The organism is Lacunisphaera limnophila, from assembly GCF_001746835.1.
GTDB lineage: Bacteria > Verrucomicrobiota > Verrucomicrobiia > Opitutales > Opitutaceae > Lacunisphaera > Lacunisphaera limnophila.
The window spans coordinates 1,851,595-1,871,017 of the sequence record NZ_CP016094.1 but is presented as its reverse complement, the minus strand read 5'-3'; the positions used below and the strand labels follow the sequence as shown (position 1 = coordinate 1,871,017).

11 protein-coding genes are annotated in these 19,423 nt (G+C 68.3%); 4 read left to right on the top strand and 7 right to left on the bottom strand.

The window, feature by feature from the left end:
• Positions 1 to 65 precede the first annotated feature (65 nt).
• Together Verru16B_RS07755 and Verru16B_RS07750 are read left to right on the top strand one after the other, a co-directional pair.
• Positions 66 to 3,104 (top strand): DUF2339 domain-containing protein, encoded by a 3,039-nt coding sequence (locus Verru16B_RS07755; protein ID WP_069961745.1) that lies wholly within the window; start codon positions 66 to 68, stop codon positions 3,102 to 3,104.
• Positions 3,076 to 5,061 (top strand): DUF3999 family protein, encoded by a 1,986-nt coding sequence (locus Verru16B_RS07750; protein ID WP_157772330.1) that lies wholly within the window; start codon positions 3,076 to 3,078, stop codon positions 5,059 to 5,061. The genes Verru16B_RS07755 and Verru16B_RS07750 overlap by 29 nt, the downstream gene beginning before the upstream one ends.
• Before the next feature lie 100 nt (positions 5,062 to 5,161).
• Here the strand turns inward: Verru16B_RS07750 and Verru16B_RS07745 are convergent, their stop codons facing one another.
• Positions 5,162 to 7,207: a M13 family metallopeptidase gene (locus tag Verru16B_RS07745; protein ID WP_069961743.1), complete on the bottom strand. Its 2,046-nt coding sequence runs from the start codon at positions 7,205 to 7,207 to the stop codon at positions 5,162 to 5,164.
• Between the two features lie 121 nt (positions 7,208 to 7,328).
• Between Verru16B_RS07745 and Verru16B_RS07740 the strand changes: the two genes are divergently transcribed.
• Entirely contained in the window at positions 7,329 to 11,144 is a 3,816-nt protein-coding gene (locus Verru16B_RS07740; protein WP_069961742.1) for a hybrid sensor histidine kinase/response regulator, read from the top strand.
• The gene (locus tag Verru16B_RS07735) at positions 11,141 to 12,064 is read left to right on the top strand and encodes a response regulator transcription factor (protein WP_069961741.1); all 924 of its coding nucleotides are present in this window, start codon (positions 11,141 to 11,143) and stop codon (positions 12,062 to 12,064) included. The genes Verru16B_RS07740 and Verru16B_RS07735 overlap by 4 nt, the downstream gene beginning before the upstream one ends.
• A gap of 28 nt (positions 12,065 to 12,092) precedes the next feature.
• On the opposite strand, the gene Verru16B_RS07730 is transcribed toward Verru16B_RS07735, so the two are convergent.
• From Verru16B_RS07730 to Verru16B_RS07705, 6 genes are all read right to left on the bottom strand, one after another.
• Positions 12,093 to 12,701 (bottom strand): flavin reductase family protein, encoded by a 609-nt coding sequence (locus tag Verru16B_RS07730; RefSeq protein WP_069961740.1) that lies wholly within the window; start codon positions 12,699 to 12,701, stop codon positions 12,093 to 12,095.
• 84 nt (positions 12,702 to 12,785) lie between these two features.
• Positions 12,786 to 14,441, bottom strand: coding sequence for an alkaline phosphatase family protein (locus Verru16B_RS07725; protein WP_069961739.1), 1,656 nt, complete (start codon positions 14,439 to 14,441; stop codon positions 12,786 to 12,788).
• A 145-nt stretch (positions 14,442 to 14,586) separates the two neighbouring features.
• Positions 14,587 to 15,363: a ThuA domain-containing protein gene (locus tag Verru16B_RS07720; protein ID WP_069961738.1), complete on the bottom strand. Its 777-nt coding sequence runs from the start codon at positions 15,361 to 15,363 to the stop codon at positions 14,587 to 14,589.
• Between the two features lie 143 nt (positions 15,364 to 15,506).
• On the bottom strand, positions 15,507 to 15,893 hold the full coding sequence (locus Verru16B_RS07715) for a DoxX family protein (protein ID WP_069961737.1): 387 nt from the start codon (positions 15,891 to 15,893) through the stop codon (positions 15,507 to 15,509).
• A gap of 161 nt (positions 15,894 to 16,054) precedes the next feature.
• Positions 16,055 to 17,473, bottom strand: coding sequence for a glucuronate isomerase (gene uxaC / locus Verru16B_RS07710; protein ID WP_069961736.1), 1,419 nt, complete (start codon positions 17,471 to 17,473; stop codon positions 16,055 to 16,057).
• Positions 17,474 to 17,508: 35 nt separating this feature from the next.
• Positions 17,509 to 19,329, bottom strand: coding sequence for a hypothetical protein (locus Verru16B_RS07705; protein ID WP_069961735.1), 1,821 nt, complete (start codon positions 19,327 to 19,329; stop codon positions 17,509 to 17,511).
• Positions 19,330 to 19,423 lie beyond the last annotated feature (94 nt).

The following is a 19,423-nucleotide window of genomic DNA, read 5'->3' as shown; positions in this document are numbered from 1 at the left end:
TCAGTTTATTCGATTAACGGTCCCCGCCCGGCTTCGGGTATGCTGAGCGCCGACCTCCCGCTCCCATGGAAACGCTGCTGATCCTCCTGCTGATCTATCTTGTCGCCACCCTGATCATCCTCCCGCTCTGGACGATCCTGAAGATCCGCGGCCATGACGCGGAGGTGGATTCGCTCCGGCAGCGCCTCGGGTACGCCGAAAACGAACTGCGGGATCTCCGCGCCCGCCCGCCGGCCCCGGCCGCGGTCCCGCCCCAACCCACCCCACCGGTTGCGCCCGCCCCCGCCGTGGCCGCGGTCGTCGTGCCCCCACCTCCGCTGGTCGTGGCGCCGGTGCCCGTCATGCCGGCGGCGGCGACCTCCACTCCCATCGTTACGCCCTCGGTCATCGAGCCGCCTCTCCTGCCACCGGTCATCCCCGCACCTACCCGGCCCACGGTGCCGGTGTATGTACCGCCCGCCACCCCCGACCGGCCGGCGATCAACTGGGAACAGTTCATGGGCGCAAAGCTCTTCGCCTGGCTCGGCGGTCTCGCTCTCTTCCTGGGCGTCGCGTTCTTCGTCAAATATTCCTTCGAGCATGACCTCATCCCGCCCGAGGTGCGCGTGGCCCTCGGCTTCCTCACCGGCGCGGGCCTGATCATCGGCGGCCTGAAGCTTGATCGCGAGCGCTACCGCATCACGGCGCAGACGCTCATCGCGGCGGGCGTGGTCTCGCTCTACGCGGTGACCTTCGCCTGCAACTCGGTCTACCACTTCGCATTCTTCGGGCCGGTGCCGACTTTCCTGCTCATGGTACTGATCACCGCGACGGCCTTCATCCTCGCTGTGCGGCTGCCGGCCCAGGTCGTCGCCATCCTCGGCATGCTCGGCGGGTTCCTGACCCCGGTGCTGCTTTCCACCGGCCGGGACAACCCGGTCGGCCTGTTTGGTTATCTCGCCCTGCTGGACGCCGGCCTGATTGCCGTGGCCCTGCGCACCGGCTGGCGCCACCTGGTGCCGATGGGCGCGGCGGGCACCGTGTTGATGCTGTTCGGCTGGACCGGGCGGTTCTTCAACGCGGAGAAGAGCCCCGTCGCCATGATCGTCTGCCTCGGCTCCACGGCGCTTTATCTCGCCGCCGCCGAGCTGGCGCGCCGCCGCGACCTGCGCTCCCGCGCGTTCTCACTCACCGCCGCCGCGCTGCCCCTCGTCGGCTTCGCCTACGCCCTGTACTTTCTCAGCTTCCCGTCCGTGGCCGGCCAGGTCCCGCTCTACCTCGGCTTCGTGCTGTTGCTGGACGCGGCGCTGCTCAGCCTGGCCTGGCGCGATGACTTTCTGCCCCGGATCCACGTCCTCGCCGGCCTGGCGGCCTTCGCCCTGCTCGGCCTCTGGACCGGTGGCCACCTGACCGATGCCCGGTTGCCCTGGGCGCTGGCGTTCTATCTCGGCTTTGCCGGCCTGCACACCGTGTTCCCGCTCTGGCTGGAGCGGGTGCGGCCCGAGGCAGGCGGCACGGGCTGGAGCCAGCTGTTCGCCCCGCTGACGCTGCTCCTGTTGCTGCTGCCCATCTGGCAGCTGGATGCCGTGCCCTTCGTGATCTGGCCGGCCATCCTGCTGATCGACGTGCTGGCCATCGGCCTCGCCGTGGCCACGGCCTCCCTCGCCTCCGTCGCCGCCGTGTTGGTGCTCACCCTGATCGCCACCGGCCTGTGCCTCTTCCGCGTCCCCGCCGGACTCGACCTGCCGTTCACGCTGCTGCTGGCCATCGGCGGTTTTGCCGTGTTCTTCTTCGCCGCCAGCTTCTGGCTCGCCCGCCGCCTCGGCGACCGCCTGCCGGCGGGCGCGGGTGCTGCCACGGACCAAGTCTTCGGCAACGTGCAGGCCCAGTTGCCAGCTTTCTCCTCCCTCCTGCCCTTCCTGCTCCTGATCATGGCCAGCGCCCGGCTGGCCGTGCCGGACCCGTCGATGATCTTCGGCCTGGCGCTGCTGCTCGTGGCGCTGACGCTCGGTCTCGCCCGGTTGCTGCGGATCGATTGGTTGCCGCTTTGCGCCTTGGCGGGCGTCGCGGCGCTCGAGTTCGCGTGGCATTCGCGCCACTTCAGCGCCGCCGCCCCGGCCCTGCCCCTCTTTTGGTATCTCGGCTTCTACGCGGTCTTCGCGGTTTATCCTTTCCTGTTCAAAAGCACCTTCGCCGACCGCACCGGCCCCTGGGCCGTGGCCGCGCTCGCCGGCATCGCGCACTTTCCGCTCGTGCACCGCGTGATCGCGACCGCCTCCCCCAATGAATTCATGGGCTTGCTGCCAGCCCTATTCGCCGTCCCGCCACTCCTGAGCCTCGGGGCCATCCTGAAGGGCGGTGCGGCTGACAACCCCAAGCGCCTCAACCAGCTCGCCTGGTTCGGCGGCGCGACGCTGTTCTTCATCACGCTCATCTTTCCGCTGCAGTTCGAGCGCCAGTGGATCACGATCGGCTGGGCGCTGGAAGGCGTGGCACTGCTCTGGCTATTTCACCGCCTCCCGCATCCGGGCCTGCGGGCCACCGGCGTTGTGCTGCTCGGCGTGGCCTTCGTGCGCCTCACCCTGAACGGCGCGGTCTTCTCCTACCACGTGCGCGGGGACACCCCGATCCTCAACTGGTACCTCTACGCCTATAGCCTGGTGATCGCCGCGCTCTTCCTCGGCGCCCGGCTGCTGGCGCCGCCGCGGGAGCGCGTGCTGGGGATCACCGCCCCGCCGTTGCTGAATACCCTGGCCGTGATCCTCGCCTTCCTGCTGCTCAACATCCAGATCGCCGACTTCTTCACGACCCCGGGGGCCGCCACCCTGACCTTCAAGTTCAGCGGCAGCTTCGCGCGCGACATGACCTATACCATCGCCTGGGCGCTGTTCGCCCTCGGTCTCCTCGGCGCCGGCATCTGGAAAGGCCAGCGGGCCCCGCGTTATGCCGCCATTGCCCTGCTCAGCGTCGCGCTCTTCAAGCTCTTCTTCCACGACCTCGCGCGCCTGCAGGCCCTGTACCGCGTCGGAGCGCTCATGGCCGTGGCCGTCATCGCGATCCTCGCCTCCTTCGCCTACCAGCGGTTCCTCCCCGTCCATGAAAAGACTCCTCCGCCCACTTCGTAACGCCGCCTTGCCGGCCGCGCTCGCCGTGGCCACCGCCACGGCAGCCCTCGTGCCTACCGAGTGGCGGTACCAGCAGTCCTTCACTGTCGAGGAGCCCGGCGTCGTGCGCCTGGCGCTGCCCGATGCGACCTTCGACGCCGCCCGGCCCGACCTCGCCGACCTCCGCGTGCTGGGGCCGGACGGACGCGAGACCGCCCTGTTGCTGGACCGTCCGACGGCGCCATCGGCGGTCCTTTACCCGGCCACCGCGTTCGAGACACGCCTGCTTGACGGGGACACGGTCATCACCCTGGCCACGGGCCTGGCGGGCCACCTCGCCGCCGTCACGCTCGCCACCCCGCATCCCTATTTTCTAAGGGCGGCCAAGGTGGAGATTTCCTCCGACCGGCAGGAGTGGACCGTCGTGGAGGACGGCGTGCCCCTCTTTCGTCAGTGGGGCGGGGAGAAACTGGACATCCCGCTCGGTCACCGCACCGCGCGCTGGATCCGGCTCACCGTCCGCGGCACCACCGTGCCCTTCACCGGCGCCTCGTTGCTGCAGTCGGCCGGCCCCGCCGTGGAAAACCTCCCCGTCGGCGCCCGCATCACCGCCCGCGAGGAATTCGCCGACACCACGCTCCTGACGGTCGATCTCGCCGGCCGCCATGCGCCGCTGGCCACACTTGAGTTCGACACGCCCGAACCCGTCTTCATGCGCCGCGTGACCGTGGCGGTCCGCGAGGTGCGCGACGGCGAGTCCGGCGAGCGCCTGGTCGGTGGGGGCATGATCTACCGCGTGGCCGTGGACGGGGCACCGCCCCGCGCCCGTCTCGACGTGCGGCTGAATCACACCCCGGAGACGCACGAGCTGCTGGTGCAAATCCATAATGGCGATTCGCCCCCGCTGTCCGTGACCGGACTGCGAGTGCGGCGCCATCCCGTGCGCGTGCTGTTCCCGGCGGCCAGCGCCGGTTCCCACCGCCTCCTCACCGGCAATCCGCAGGCCGAGGCCCCGCGCTACGATCTCGCTGCCTTCGCCGGGGACCTGCGTTCGGCCGGCGGTGCCCTCGTCTCGCCGGGACCGCTGGAGCCCATGCCGGGTTACCAACCGCGCGCCGAGACGCCGTTGCCCGACGTGCCGCTCACCGGTGCGCCCCTCGATCCGTCCGGCTGGACGCGCCGCAAGCCGGTGCAGTTCGCCAGCCCCGGGGTGCAGGAGCTCGAACTCGATGCGGCGGCCCTCGCGGGCACCCGCAGCGATCTCGCCGACCTGCGCCTGCTCCGCGCCGGCCAACAGATTCCCTACCTGCTCGAACGCCCCGCCCTCGCCCGCTCGCTGGCATTGACCGTCGCGCCGGCACCCGACCCGCAGCGCCCCACCGTCAGCATCTGGCGGCTGGAACTTCCGCACGCGGGCCTGCCCCTCCGGCGCCTCACGCTGGCGACCGAAACCACGCTCTTCCAGCGGGAGTTCCGCCTCTACGAAAAAGTCACCCGCGATGACGGCCGCACCCAAGAGATCACCCTCGCCTCCGGCCCGTGGCACCGCACGCCCGAACCGGGCTCGCGACCCACGCGTGTGTTCGAGCTCACGGGCCGGCCGCGCAACGCCACGCTGTGGTTGGAGACCGACAACGGCGACAACCCCGCCCTCGTCCTCGCGGGCGTGAAAGCCGATCATCCGGTCGTCCGGTTGGTTTTCCGGACAGACGCAACCGACGGTTTTTCCCTGGCCTACGGCAACCCGCGGAGCGCCGCGCCACGCTACGATCTCAGCCTCGTCGCGCGCGCGCTGCTCACCGCCACGCGCAGCCCGGCCCGCCTCGGCGCGGAGGAGGTCGCCGCGGAAGGCTTCGGGCGCGGCGTCCTGCGCCAGCTCCAGGGCGGCGTCGCATTTTGGGGCGCGCTCGCCCTTGTCGTGGTCGTGCTCCTGGTGACCGTCGCCCGGCTGTTGCCGAAACCGGCGGAGCCGAAGTGAAGGGGTTAGGTCGTCGCAAGTAACGACCCTACTCCAATACCAAGGAAATAAAAAAGCCCGCGCCGGTTGGCGCGGGCTCGGATCTAACGCCGAGGCCGACTTACCAGATCTTGGCGCGATCCTCGGGCTTCCGCCACATCGGGTCGCCTTCCTTGATGCCGAAGGCGTCGAAGAAGGTCTGCTGGTTCACCAGCGGGCCGAAGGCGCGGAAGTTGCCCGGCGCGTGCGGGCCGCGCGCGACCTGCAGGCGCATGGCGTCGTCGCGGAACTTCGTGCGCCACTGCTGCGTCCAGGAGAGATAGAACCGTTGCTCGGGGGTAAACCCGTCGATCAGCTTCTTCTCCTTGCCCAGGAGCGAGCGCTGCAGCGCCTCGTAGGCGATGGTGGTGCCGGCAAAGTCCCCGATGTTTTCACCGAGCGAGAGCTGGCCGTTGATGGCGAGGCCGGGGAGCGCCTGGTAGCTGTTGTACTGATCCACCAGCTTCTGCGCGCGCTCGCGGAAGCGGTTGGCGTCCTCCGGCGTCCACCAGTCGGTCATATTGCCGTCGGCATCGAACCGCCGGCCCTGGTCGTCGAAGCCGTGCGTGATCTCGTGGCCGATGACGCCGCCGATGGCGCCGTAGTTCACCGCGTCGTCCAGGGCGAAGTCGAAGAACGGCGGTTGGAGGATGCCCGCGGGGAAGACGATCTGGTTGGTGACCGGGGAGTAGTAGGCGTTCACCGTCTGCGGGGTCAGGCTCCATTCGGCGCGGTCCACCTTCTGGCCGATGCGGCCGATCACGCGGTCCGACTGGGCGAAGGCGGCGCGCTGCACGTTGCCGAGGTAGTCGTCGGCGCGCACCTCCACGGCGGAGTAGTCGCGCCACTTCTCCGGGTAGCCGATCATGGGTTCGAACCGGGCGAACTTGGCGAGTGCCTTCTGGCGCGTCTCGTCGGACATCCAGTCGAGGGTGGCGAGCCGGTCGCGGAAGACCGCCTTGATGTTGTCGATCATCTCCATCATCCGGGCCTTCGCGGCGGGCGGGAAATGTTTCTCCACATACAGCTGGCCGACCGCCTCGCCGATCGAGGTGTCCACCTGCCGGGCGGCCCGCTGCCAGCGCGGTTCCTGCGCGGGCGTGCCGTTGAGCACGGTGCTGAAGAAGCGGAAGTTTTCCTTTTCGAAATCCTCGGCCAGGTAGGGGGCGGACGCATTGAGGAGCTGCCAGCGGACGTAGAGCTTCCAGTCATCCAGCGGACGCTCGGTCAGGAGCCGGCCCAGGGCCTCGATAAACTTCGGCTGGCCGACGATGATATCGGTCACGGTGGCGGGCACCCCGAGTCCGGCGACGAGCGCCGGCAACGGGAAGCCCGGATAGGCGGCGACGGCCTCCGCGATGGGCATCTTGTTATAGTTGGCCACGCGGTCCCGCAGCTCGACGGGAAGCTTGGCGTTCTCGGCCATGGCCTTCTCGAGGGCAAACACGGTCTCAGCCTCCTTGTATGCGGTGGCCCGGGGGGTGCCGGCCACCTCGAGCATCTTGGCCACGTGGCCGATGAACTCCCAGCGCTCCCGCGCGAACTTGTCCGAGAAATAATACTCCTTGGACGGCAGGCTCAGGCCGCCCTGGTAGAGATAGAAGCCGTAGGTGTCGCTCTGCTTGAAATCGGCGTAATAGGCGAAGCCGCAAAAGGGCGCACCGAGGCCGCGGTGCATGCGGACCGCGACGGCCATGAGTTCGTCGAGCGAGGCGCTGGCGGCGATCGCGGCGAGATCGGCCTCGATCGGTTTCAGACCCCGGGCGTTGATCGTGGCGGTATCGGTGGCCGAGCGGTAAAAGTCCCCGACTTTTTGCCGGTTGGTGCCCGGCTCGGCCGGCGCGGCGGCCACCTCGTCGAGGATCGCGTGCACCTTGGCCCAGTTTTGCTCGGCCAGCTCGTTGAAGCCGCCCCACCGCGACTTGTCGGCGGGGATCTCGTTGCGCGCGTACCAACCACCGGCGGCATAGCGGGCAAAATCAACCCGGGGATCGGCCGTCAGGTCCATCTTGTCGACGCTGAAGCCCGGATCCGCCAGCGGCGGCGCGGGTTCGGCGGCGGTGGAGCAAAGACAGACGGCGGCGCTGAGGGCCGCCCCGGCGAAAAGGCTGCGCAGGAGGGGATTCATAAGTGAGCAACCAAGAAATTATGACACGCGAAGCAATCCCGTCAGGATGAGCGGTCCAAGCGGGGGTCGGGACCGCGATGCGATTTGACCGGCGGGAAACCCCCACCTACAAAACCGGCGCATGTCGCCACCCCGGGTACTTCTCCTGACCTGTTTAGCGGGACTGTCCCTCTTTCCGGCACGCGGGGTCGCCGACCTGGGCATCTTCCACCCGGAAGCTGGACGGCCCTCGATCCGCGATTTCCGACCGACGGAATACCGCGGCCACCCCCAGGTATACGACATCGTGCATGGCCCGAACGGCCTGATCTACTTCGGCAACCAGGAGGGCATCATCGAATTCGACGGCGCCCGCTGGACCCACCACCGCGCGCCCTCGGCGCATATCTTCCAACTGGAGGCTGATGCCAACGGCCGGCTGTGGTCCGGAGGTATGGATGAGATCGGGTATTTCACCCAGTCCGCTGACGGCCGCTGGCATTACGCGTCGTTGCTGCCGCAGTTGCCCGAGGCGGCCAAGCCTTGGGGGCGCACCACGTTTGTCCACCGGGCCCCGGATGGGGTCTATTTCACCAGCGCCCGTGGCCTGGTGCGGGTGCGCGAGGGCGAGGTCCGGTTTTTTGCCCACCCCCGCACCGGATCCCGGCTGGTCCCGGTGCCCACGGGCGGCACGCCCCTCTTCCAGGTGCTGCGCCAAGGCCTGTACCGGATCGACGGCGACCACCTGGTCAACCTGAGCGAGGACCCGGCCCTGCTGCACAACGTGCGCACGGAGGCGACGCGGCTCGCGGACGGCCGCAGCCTGCTTTGCTTCAGCACCATCGGGGCCTGGATCTACGACCCGGCCGACGGCGGGATCACGCCCGCCAACGAGCGCCTCAATAACTTCATCCGCCAGTGCGGCCGCCTGAATACGATCCGAACCCTGCGGGACGGCACCATCGCCCTGGGGTCCAGCAGCCTGGGCCTCGGCCTTTTCCGGCCGGACTTCTCCGCGCATCGGCTGCTCGACCGCTCCTCCGGCCTGGCCGACAACTCGATCATCAGCTTGGCGGAGGACGACGAAGGTGGCCTCTGGGTCGGCTACAATTCCGGCGCCGCGCGCTTCGCCCTCGCCGGCAATGTCTCGGTCTTCGACGCCGCCAACGGCCCCACCCCGGGCACCATCGACAGCTGGGGCCGCCACGCCGGCCGGCTTTACGCCGGCACCTACGACGGCCTCTACCGCCTGGAGCCACCCGACCAGCTCGGTCACGGGGGCAAGCTCCAGCGCCTGAATGCCGACATCACCAACATATTCGGCTTCGAGTCCTACCAGGGAAAGCTGCTCATTGCCTGCACGGATGGCCTGTATCTCACGGACGAGGACGGCCGGGGGGAACTGGTGGTCCGTACCCCCCGCAACAACTGCTACGGCCTCATCGCCTCCCGCCGGCATCCGGGCCGCTTCTACCTGCCCGGGGGATCGGGACTGATCGTGGTGCAGCATGACTCATCCGGCTGGCGCATGCTGACCGAGCGCTACGACCTGGGCGACGCGCACACGGCCGTGCTGGAGGAGGATGGCACGCTGTGGCTCGCCACCTACAGCCGCGGCTTCTGGCGCGTGCCCGGCGCCGAAGACATCACCGACTGGAGCACGGCCACCTACGAGCAATACCACCGGGGCCACGGCCTGCCGGAGAATATCGTCTGGACCACGGTGAGCCCCGGTCACGCCGGCACAGTGTTCTTCACCGACAAGGGCGCCCGACGTTTTGACGCGGCCCAGCGGACCTTCGTGCCTGAGGATCGTTATGTCGTCCCGGGCCGGCCCCCGGCCCTGCTTACGCCCACCGTCGTCAGCGGCGGCGACACCTGGGCCTCGGCCTTCACCGACAACACGCTGGTCGCCACGCCCCCGCTCGGCCGCTTCACCCGTGAACCCGATGGCCGCCTCGCGTGGCGGGATGCGTCCGCGGAGGCCCAACAGGAGGTTGGCTTCGGTGGCGCGGCGGTCATGTGGGTGGAACAACAGCCCGCGGGCGACGTGCTCTGGGCCCGAGGCTACCACAACACCGTGCGCGTCGATCTCGGCCTGCCCGCGACCCCGGTCCGGGCATGGCGAACCCTGGTGCGCTCCGTCACGGCCGAGGGCCGCAGCCAGCCGCTGGCCGCCGCGGGTCCGCCGGCCCGCTTCGCGTTTTCCCGCGAGCCCATCCACTTCGACCTCGCCGCCCCGCATTTCGGGGCGCTCGACGGCCTGCGGTACCAGACCCGCCTGATGGGCTACTCCGACCATTGGTCGGAGCCGACCGCCACCCCGAGCACGAACTTCACCAACCTCGAGGGCGGCCCGTTCACCTTCGAGGCGCGGGCCATCGACTCGACGGGGACCGTGAGCGAGGTCGCCCGCTATGCGTTCACCGTGGCGCCGCCGTGGCACCGCTCGCCGGCCGCATTGGCCGGGTACGTCGCGCTGGCCCTCGCCCTCGTGGTCGGGTACATCCGCTGGCGGCTGGGGGCGGTGCGCCGCGAGCAACGCCGGCTGGAGAAACTCGTCGAGGCCCGCACGGCCGAGCTCGCCGTCGCCCGCGATCAGGCGGAGACGGCCAACCGCGCCAAGAGCGTCTTCCTCGCCCACATGAGCCATGAGCTGCGCACGCCGCTCAACGGCATCATCGGCTACTCGCAGGTCCTCCTGCGCGATCCGGCGGTCACCGGCCCACAGCGCGAACGCGTCGGCATCGTGCAGACCAGCGGCCAGCACCTGCTGCGCCTGATCAATGAGGTGCTCGATTTCTCCAAGATCGAAGCGGGGAAGATCGAACGCCACGACACCCCGTTCCACCCCGGCCAGCTGCTACGCGAGCTCGCCACCGCGCACGAGGCCGCGGCTCACCTGAAGGGACTGGGGTTTTCCCTCGGCACCTCCGACCAGGCGTCAGGCTATGTGCGGGGTGATCCCCAGAAGCTCCGGCAGGTGCTGGACAACCTGCTCTCCAACGCCGTGAAATTCACCCGCACGGGCACGGTGAGCCTGCGGGTCGGGGTCACCGGCGACCGCTGGGACTTCGCCGTCGCCGACACCGGCGTGGGCCTCACCGCCGCGGAACTGGCCCGCCTTTTCCAACCCTTCGAGCAGGCCGCCAGCCGGCCGGCGGGCGAAGCCGGCACGGGCCTCGGCCTCGTCATCACCCAACGCCTGGTCGAACTGCTCGGCGGCCGGCTGCAGGTCGACAGCGAGCCCGGCCGCGGCAGCCGCTTTCACTTTTCCCTCCTGCTGCCCGCCACCACCGCACCCTCGACCCCCAGCCGTTCCCCCTTCGGTCCCACCGGCCGTTATGAGGGCCCGCGTCGGCGCGTGCTGATCGTGGACGACAACGAGATCAACCGCGCGGTCCTGACCGACCTGCTCACCCCGCTGGGGTTTGACTGCACGCGTTTTGTCAGCGCCGAGGATGCCCTGGCCGCGCTGGACGGACTCCCGCCGCCGGACCTCGCCTTCCTCGATGTGAAACTCCCCGGCCTGGACGGTCTCGAGCTCACCCGCCGTCTGCGGGCCCGCGCCGCCACCGCCGATCTGCCCATCGTGCTGACTTCCGCCTCGGTGCTGACCTATGACGCCGCGGCCGCCGCCGCGGCGGGCGCCAACGACTTTTTGCCCAAGCCCTTCGCCGAGTCCCAGCTGCTCGACCAACTCACCCGCCTGCTCGGCCTCACCTGGCAGCCCTCCGCCCCGGCGCCGGCCGGTGGGGAAAGCCCGCTCCCCCCCGAAATCCGGGCCCGGCTCCGCGCGGCCGCCGATGCCGGTGACGTGGCGACCCTGCGGACCGAACTGGCCGCGGCCCGCGCCGCCCTGCCCGGCGTGTCATCCGTACTCGTGCAGCTTGAAACCCTCGTCGGCGCCTATCAGCTTGAACGGGCGCGCGACCTGCTTCGCCACGATCAATCATGAGCCAGCCTTCCACGGTCCTTGTCGTCGACGACACCCCGGCCAATCTCGGCCTGGTGCTGGAATCGCTCGGCGCGGCCGGCCTGCGCGTGCTCGTCGCCGAGAGCGGCGCCCGGGCGCTGGAGCTGCTCGCGCAGCAGCCGGTGGACCTCGTGCTGCTCGACATGATCATGCCCGGCCTGGACGGCCTGGCCGTCTGCCAGCGCATGAAACAGCATCCGGTCTGGCGCGACCTGCCGCTCATTTTCCTGACCGCGGTGGATGACCCTGCCCAGAAAGTGCGGGCCCTCGAGGCCGGGGCGGTGGATTACCTCAACAAGCCGGTGCATCCCCCCGAGGTGCTGGCCCGGGTGCGCACCCACCTCGACCTGCAGGCCGCGCGGCTGGCGCTGCAACGCAAGAACACGCAGCTCGAGGCCGAGATCGCGCTGCGCCTCGATGCCGAATCCCAGCTCGCCCAGTCGCTCGACCGCGCGCTGCTGATCGCCGACCGCGAGGGGCGGCTGGTCTTCCAGACGCACCGGGCGACTCACCTCCTTTTCAAGCACCTGGCTCATCACCAGCCCGGCCGGCTGCCGCCCGAGCTGGTCCGGGTCGAGCGCTACCAAAGCCCAGCCGGCACGCTCCTACTCCACCGCTTCATGGAGCAGGGCAACGACGCGCTGACGGTGCTCTATCTGATCGAGGAACACGCCCCGCCGGGCCCGGCCGAGCTCACGAAGCTGGGCATCACCCCGCGCCAGGCCGAGGTCCTCTACTGGATCGCCCAGGGCAAGACCAACGCCGAGATCGCCATCATCCTCGGCACCAGCCCGCGCACCGTGGAGAAACACGTCGAACAGCTGCTCGAGCGCCTCGGCGTGGAGAACCGTGTCGGCGCGGCCGCCCAGGCCAGCGAGTTGCTCCGGCGGCTGCCGGGCTGAGGCCCCGCTCCGACCTACCGGCCACGCGTCACCGCGGACGAACCACCGTGAACAGCTCGCGAGTGCGGACATAGTTGTCCCCGCCCATGCGACCGATCGTGTCGAGCTTGGCCGGGTCGATCTGACCGTCGGCCCCGAGCACGGCGTCGTCCACGTGCGCACACAGGATCCGGCCGAAGACGACGTTCGAGCCCGAGGGACCGTCCCCAAAGTCGATGATGCGGTCGAGGCGGCACTCGAAGGCCACCGGGGCCGCCGCCACGCGGGGCGGCCGCACCTTGAGGGACGGCGCGCTGGCGATGCCGAATTTCTCGAACTCGCTCTCGCCATGCGGGAGGGGCGTGGCGGTGAGGTTCATCGGCTCGGCCAGGGCGAAGGGCACGATGTTGACCACGAACTCCGGCACCTGGCCGACGTTGATCACGCTGTCTTTCTTCACGCCGTGGCGGTTGACCGCACCGCTGAACATCAGCGTCGGCGGCTTGGAGCAGACCCCCTGGAAAAAGGAAAAGGGCGCCAGGTTGGTCTGGCCGGCCGCGGAGATCGTCGAGATCCAGGCAATGGGTCGCGGGGTGATCGTGTGGATCATCCAGGCGTAGGCATCGCGCTGCGAGAGGGCTTCAAAGTCGAGGGTCATGCGCCGATCAAAGGGATCGCCGTAAGGAATGCAAAGCCTCCGATGCGTCACCCCGGGTGGGCGGCGAGCAATCAGGCCATGAATTCAAAATAGCTTCCGACCCTTCGCGTCAGGCAGGTCCACGCCGAGCAGGCCGGCCAGCGTGGGCGCGATGTCCTCGACCCCGACGCGCTCGTCATGCACGCCGGCCTTCACGCCGGCGCCGAACCACACCTGCGGCACATGTGTGTCGTAGGCGTGGGGCATGCCGTGGTTCGTGCCCAGTTGCCGCGTGAGAAAGTAAGGGTGCAGCACAAACATCAGATCCGGGCTGCGGTCCGGGTGATAACTGCGCCGCATCATCTCGCCCCAGGCGTCGAGCGGGCCGGTGCCGGTCAGCTCCGCGCGCGTGTAGGCCGCGACAAACCGCCGGTCCCGGAGGAGTGCCGCCTTCAGCTCGGTGGCCACGCGCGCCGCCGTGACCTGGCGCGCCGCGAGGGCCGCCGGACTCACCCGCAGGCCATAGCCGTCACCCACGATCCAGTAGAGGTCCGCCGGCAGGGCCCCGAAGGCCGCATCGAGCGCGGCCGCCAGTTGCTGGCGCACCGGCCCCATCTCGATCCGCCCGGCGGCATCCGGCCCCTGCTCCGCCGCGATTTTTTCCGGCAGCGGGCAGACGCCATGGTCGGCGGTCAGCACGATCACGCAGTGCGCCAATCCCACCGTGGCCTCGAGTTGATCCAAGAAGGCGGCCAACGTGCGATCCAGCCGGAGGTAGGAATCCATGACCTCATGGCTGTCGGGGCCATAAGCGTGACCGGCCTTGTCCGGCTGGGAAAAACCCACGGCCAGCAGGTCGGGCACATCGTCCTGTCCGAGCTGTTGCGTGACCACGGTGTGCATGGCCATCTCCGCCACGAGCTCGTTATTCCAGGGCACGTGATCAAACGCGTTGAAAAAGGTGCTGGTGAGCGTCGCCTGGCCGCCGTCAATCCGCATGGGCAATGTGACCGGCAGACTGTCCTCCGCCTGTTCACCGGGGGCATCGTCCGGGCCCTGCACGGCATCGTAGACCGCCCGGGGCAACAACCGGTCCCACACCTGCCCGAAGTACTGCGTGGCGTTGCGCCGCTCGTTGAACTCCCGGACCCAGGCGGGCAGTTCCGCACGATAGTAGGTCGAGGTGATGAAGAGGCCTTCCTCCGTCCAGTACGCACCGTCGGCCTTCGAACCGGTGGGCAGGATCGCCGAGCGATCCTTGTCTGCCACCCCGTAGACCTTCGCCGTGGCGCCATAGCGGGCCTTCAACCGGTCGCCGACGGTGGTGCCGAGGAAATTTTTCGGCGAACGGCCGGCCTTGGCCGCCAGGATCGCGTTCGGGTGGCGGCCGGGACGCGGCGGCAGGCCGACCAGGGGGGACCCCGCATCCTCGACGGCATTGCCCTGGATGTAGGTCTGCGGATCGAGCCACTCGTTGCCGATGATGCCGTGGATGTTGGCGTTCACCCCGCTGAGGATGGTCGCATGCCCCGGAGCGGTGGTGGTGATGGCGTGCTGATAATGGCAGTCCCGGTAATCGGCTCCGCCCGCCAGCAGACGCTTGAAACCACCCTCGCCGAAATAAGGCCCGAAACGGGCGAGGTAGTCGGCCCGCATCTGGTCCACGGTGATCACGACCGCGAGCCGGGGCACCGGCTTATCCTGCGCCACCAGCGGCGCCACGCCCCAGGCGAGCAGCAGGAAAAAAAACGAGTTTCTCATCAGTCAGCGAAGTTAGGTCACCCGCTTACCCGCGCAAGGGATTTGCCGGCCGTCACGCCTTTGTGACCCAAGGTAAAAAGGCGGGTCGGCCCTGCGGTCGGGGAGGATCGTGGCTTGCGACGATCCTCCCGGACGCAGCGCGGAATCACTCCGCCGAGAAGGTGTTGCCCGTGGCGGCCCAGTAGATGCCGCCGTAGACGTGGTGCATGAAGGCGGCGTCGCTGTAGGTCCCCGGCAGGTGACCGAGCGCGGTATAGAAAGCGCGGCCGCCGTCGTAGTTCTGGTACCAGCTGACCGGGTGGAAATCGCCCATGCCCTTGCCTTCCTTCGGGCCCCACTTGGCCGCGGGCTGGTAGGTCTTCTCGTCCACCGCGAGGAGGAACTTCAGCGGGTTGGGCGTGGATTCGGGGGCGCCGAATTCATACCATTCCTCGGTGAAGAGGAAGCGCTTCGCAAAGCGGTCCATGCCGGGGAAGTTGGGATCGAGCTTCTTCAGCGTGGCGGTCTGGACGGCCGGATGGATGTGGAACATGTAACCGACCATCTTGCGGAACCACGGCCAGTCATACTCGGTGTCGGAGGCGCTGTGGATGCCGACGAAGCCGCCGCCGGCCTTGATGTAGCGCTCGAAGGCGGCCTGCTGCTCGTCGTTGAGCGCGTCGCCCGTGGTGCAGAGGAAGATGACGACCTTGTATTTCGCGAGCTCGCGGTCGTTCATCACGCGGTTGGCGTCGGCCGTCCAGAAGACCTCAAAGTCGTGGAGCTTGCCGAGGGCTTGGATGGCGTCCACGCCGGCGTTGATGGAGTCGTGGTGCCACCCCGCCGTCTTCGTGAAGAGCAGGGCTTTGAACTGCTCGGCGTGGGCGGCAAGGGCGCCGGCCAGGGTGACGGCGGCAAGGGCGAGGATCCGGAGGGATTTCATGGGCGGGGGTTGGGGGTTGAAAGCGAACACCCTTGCCCACCGTCCGCGCAAAAGCAACGGCACGAAATCTAATAATAGGCGCAAGGGTTGCGGATCTGTCCCGCGTCCAGAGCCGCGCGCCGGACCACCCCGGCGAAAATCGGTTAGCTCCGCAGGGGCATAAGCGCCCGAATGCGCGAATCACGCAGCCAGAGGCCGCCCCAGAGCAGGATGCCGAGGGTCAGCGGCAGCCACCACCCGGCGAAGCCCTGGCCCATTTCCACGGTCACCGCCACGGCGCCCCCCAGGTAACCGGTGAGCAAGATCGCCCCGAGGACGGCGGTGCGGGGGATCAGGTAGATGATCGTGCACGTGATCTGGAGGAGGCCGATGGCGACCGCGCTGCCGGCGGGCCATTTGGCGAACCCCTGGACCACCGCTTCAATCTGCATAATCTTCGTGGTGCCGCTCATCAGCAGCATCAAGACCGGCAGGGTGCTGAAGACGTAGCTGGTCCAGCGAACGGGTTTGGAGACGGGCGTGGAGGTCATGGTTTGATGGGATCAGGGGTTGATGGGGGCACGAATCGCCCGCCGGTTGGCAGCGGAAGACCCGGTTGGTTCAGCCATGGTAGGGAGGGACCTATGATGCAACGATCATGCGGCGCCCGAGCGGACACCGTTGGGCTGTTTTCCCCTCAAAAAGGAGCGGACTACTGCGCGTAAGCGACGTCCAGTTCCAGGCGGAAATAGTCGCGGGCGTTGGCGAAGCAGATGTTTTTCACCATGCCGCCGACGAGCGCGCGATCATTCGGAATCTCGCCGCGCTCCATGTCGGCGCCGAGCAGGTTGCACAGCGTGCGGCGGAAATACTCATGCCGCGGGTAACTCAGGAAGCTGCGCGAGTCCGTGAGCATGCCCACGAAGCGGCTGAGCAGGCCGAGGCTCGAGAGCGCGTTAATCTGCCACTCCATCGCTTCCTTCTGGTCGAGGAACCACCAGCCGGAGCCGAACTGCATCTTGCCGGGAACGGTGCCGTCCTGGAAATTGCCGATCATCGTGCCGAGGACGTAGTTGTCGGCCGGGTTGAGGTTGTAGAGCACGGTACGGGGCAGCTCGTCGGTCGCATCGAGCGTGTCGAGGTAGCGGCTGAGGGCGCGGGCCTGGGGAAAATCGCCGATGGAGTCGAAGCCGGTGTCGGGCCCGAGCTTGCCCAGCAGGCGGGTGTTATTGTTGCGCAGCGCACCGAGGTGCAGCTGCTTGGTCCAGCCGCGCTTGGCGTCCCAGCGGCCGAACTCCAGCATCAGGTGCGAGATGAACTTCGCCGCGTCGGCGCCCGTCGCGGCCGTGCCGACGCGCGCGGCGTCGAAGATCGCCTTCGCCTCCGCGGCGGTGCAGGGCTCGGCATAGCAGCTCTCCATGCCATGGTCGGAAAGGCGTCCGCCGATCGCGTGGAAGGCGGCGTGGCGTTTCTCCAGGGCGGTGAGGAAATCATCGAAGGTCTTCACGGGCATCCCCGCGGCCCCACCGAGTTTCTCCAGCCAGGCGTTGAAGGCCGCCGGCGTGTGCACGATCAGGGCCTTGTCGGGCCGGAAGGTGGGATAGACGCGAGTTTTGATACCGGAGCGGTTGATCTTCTCGTGCTGGTCGAGCGGATCAGCGGGATCGTCCGTCGTGCAGATGACCGCGACCTTGTTCGCGGCCAGGATGTCGTGCACGCGCCGGCCGGCCAGCTTCCCATTGGCCTCGCGCCAGATCCGGTCGGCCGTGTCCGGGTTGATGATGTCGGTGATGCCGAAAGTACGGGCCAGCTCGAGGTGGGACCAGTGGTAGAGCGGGTTGCGCAGGGTGTGCGGGACGGTCGCGCACCAGGCGTCGAATTTCTCGCGCGGGCTGGCGGTGCCGGTGCAGAAACGCTCGTTCACGCCGTTGGAGCGCATCGCCCGCCATTTGTAGTGGTCGCCGCCGAGCCAGAGCTCGGACAGGTCCGCGAAGGCGTGATTCTCCAGGATCAGCGCCTGCGGCAGGTGGCAGTGGTAGTCGTAGATCGGCTCGTTCTTCGCGAAGCTGTGGTAGAGGTCGCGGGCCGCGTCGGTTTGCAGCAGGAAGTCGTCGTGAATGAAGGGTTTCATGGGGGATGGGACCTATAGCGTATAAGGCCTATGGGTTAGCGGCTAATATCGCCGAGCATCGCTTCTAGGGTCGTGTAGCTCGCCAGCAGCTTGCTCGCGCCGGCGCAGCGCTCCTTGCTCGCCAGGCCGGTGTTCTCGGCGAGGAAGATCAGGTAGGCGGCGATGCGCTTGGAGAAGAGCAGGCGGGTTTCCGCACTCACCGCGTAGAAGCGGGCGCGTTGTTGGTAACCGGCGGGCGTGTGGTCCCCGAGGGCGGACTTGTCCGGCCGGCCGCCGGCGGCGAGCACGTAAAGGAAGTTGTACTCGAAGAAGATCATGTGCTCGGCCGAGGGCGGGAGCGCCTCGAGTGCGGACCGGCAGGCGGCGGGCGAAGCGAAGACGTCGACCGACCGGCCCACGGCGGCCAGGGAGGTCGTGACGAAAATCCGCGCCATTTTCTGCTCCGTGGCATCCGCGCTGAAGGCGCCGGCGACCGCCATGTCGACCGTGAAGTGGTACCAGTCGCGCCAGAGGGCGGCGTCGGCGGCGTTGGTCGACTGGGAAATCGCCACGCCCATCTCGTAGGTGTACCGGCCGCTGGTCTTGATCTCGAGCGCGCTGCCCGTGACCGAGCCCATGACCTGGTAGTTCTCGGCGGATTTGCCGGAGCCCGAATGGAAGCCGATGCTGACGCCGAATTTCGCGCAGACATCCCACTGCTTCTGGATGAGGGCGCGCAGGCCGGTGTTGTCCGGGTACGGGGTGTTCTTCTGGAAGCCGAAGGCCGGGGCCACGAAGTTGACCGGCATGCCCATCACCTCGCAGAGCGCGAGCATGATGGCGGTGGTCTCGGGGGTCGTGAGGCCGGGCAACTCGTCGATGGACAGCTCGCGCAGGTAACCGCGCCCGACGGGGGTGGAGAACGCCACGACGCGGGCGGCGGTGTATTTCACGTCGCGCCGCTTCATCTTGAGCATCGGGGTCCAAACCGTGGCGATCAGCTGGTTGAACGCGGCATCGTCGAGCGTGAGACCCGCGGCGGCAACCCGGGCGCGGGTCCGGGCCACGACGTCGGCCGGGATGGTCGCGAGGTCGGCGGGCTGGTTGAGCGCGAGTTCGGGTGACAGGTCGAAGGTGATGTAGCTCGCGAGCAGGCAGCCCGTGACCAGGGCGTCCTCGCGGACGTCGAACTTGCCGCCGATGGGCTGGTGGTCCGCGTTGAAGGACCAGGCGATCCGGCGGCGGTGGAAACCGGTCTTGAGCTTCGACAGCACGCAGCCGTGGCTCATGCCCTCGACGCTCTGGCCCTGGTGGCCCTCGGGCACATTGGTGCCGATGAAGGGGAACGGCACGGTGTCGAGCCGGTTGGCCAGCATGGCGTCGACGTCGTAGACCAGCTCGCGCGGGATGGAGTTCTGGTTCGCGGTCAGGCCGATCTCGAGGGCGCTCATGGCCCATTCCACCGCGGGCCAGTGCAGGGTCGTGAAGCGGGCGCCCACGCCGAGCGTGCTCCGTCCGAGTCGGGCGGTGCCGGTCGGGAAGATGGTCGACTCCGGGTCGTGCTCCTGGATGAGGTTCTTCAGCTTGAGCAGGTTGGCCCAGGAGGCCGGAAAGAAAGTCGCGCCGCCGTGTGTCAGCCCGTCCGGAAGCACGGTTCCGGCCGCATGCAGCTTCCAGGCGCAGTCCCCGAGTGCGTTCTCGACGAGGGTGAACTCGCCCGCCTTCGTGGCGAAGCGGCTCTTGGCGTACTCGCAAACCCGGCCGGTCCGGATGTCGGCCTGGAGGGCCGGCCAGTCGAGGCAGAAGTCGGGCGAGACGCACGGGTTCGACGCGATGCGGAGATTGTTCGAGAGGAGGAACTGGTTGATGGCGGACATGGGGACGGAGGTAGCGAGCAGTGAGTAGTGAGCAGCGGGTAGGTGGGGATCGAAAGTTTCGAGGGGATGCTCGCTACTCACTACCCGCTACTCG

What these genes read in the sequence shown, in the direction of transcription:
- Verru16B_RS07755 (WP_069961745.1), top strand. Translation starts at nt 66, where the DNA reads ATGGAAACGCTGCTGATCCTCCTGCTGATCTATCTTGTCGCCACCCTG.
- Verru16B_RS07750 (WP_157772330.1), top strand. Translation starts at nt 3,076, where the DNA reads ATGAAAAGACTCCTCCGCCCACTTCGTAACGCCGCCTTGCCGGCCGCG.
- Verru16B_RS07745 (WP_069961743.1), bottom strand. Translation starts at nt 7,207, where the DNA reads ATGAATCCCCTCCTGCGCAGCCTTTTCGCCGGGGCGGCCCTCAGCGCC.
- Verru16B_RS07740 (WP_069961742.1), top strand. Translation starts at nt 7,329, where the DNA reads ATGTCGCCACCCCGGGTACTTCTCCTGACCTGTTTAGCGGGACTGTCC.
- Verru16B_RS07735 (WP_069961741.1), top strand. Translation starts at nt 11,141, where the DNA reads ATGAGCCAGCCTTCCACGGTCCTTGTCGTCGACGACACCCCGGCCAAT.
- Verru16B_RS07730 (WP_069961740.1), bottom strand. Translation starts at nt 12,701, where the DNA reads ATGACCCTCGACTTTGAAGCCCTCTCGCAGCGCGATGCCTACGCCTGG.
- Verru16B_RS07725 (WP_069961739.1), bottom strand. Translation starts at nt 14,441, where the DNA reads ATGAGAAACTCGTTTTTTTTCCTGCTGCTCGCCTGGGGCGTGGCGCCG.
- Verru16B_RS07720 (WP_069961738.1), bottom strand. Translation starts at nt 15,363, where the DNA reads ATGAAATCCCTCCGGATCCTCGCCCTTGCCGCCGTCACCCTGGCCGGC.
- Verru16B_RS07715 (WP_069961737.1), bottom strand. Translation starts at nt 15,893, where the DNA reads ATGACCTCCACGCCCGTCTCCAAACCCGTTCGCTGGACCAGCTACGTC.
- uxaC (WP_069961736.1), bottom strand. Translation starts at nt 17,473, where the DNA reads ATGAAACCCTTCATTCACGACGACTTCCTGCTGCAAACCGACGCGGCC.
- Verru16B_RS07705 (WP_069961735.1), bottom strand. Translation starts at nt 19,329, where the DNA reads ATGTCCGCCATCAACCAGTTCCTCCTCTCGAACAATCTCCGCATCGCG.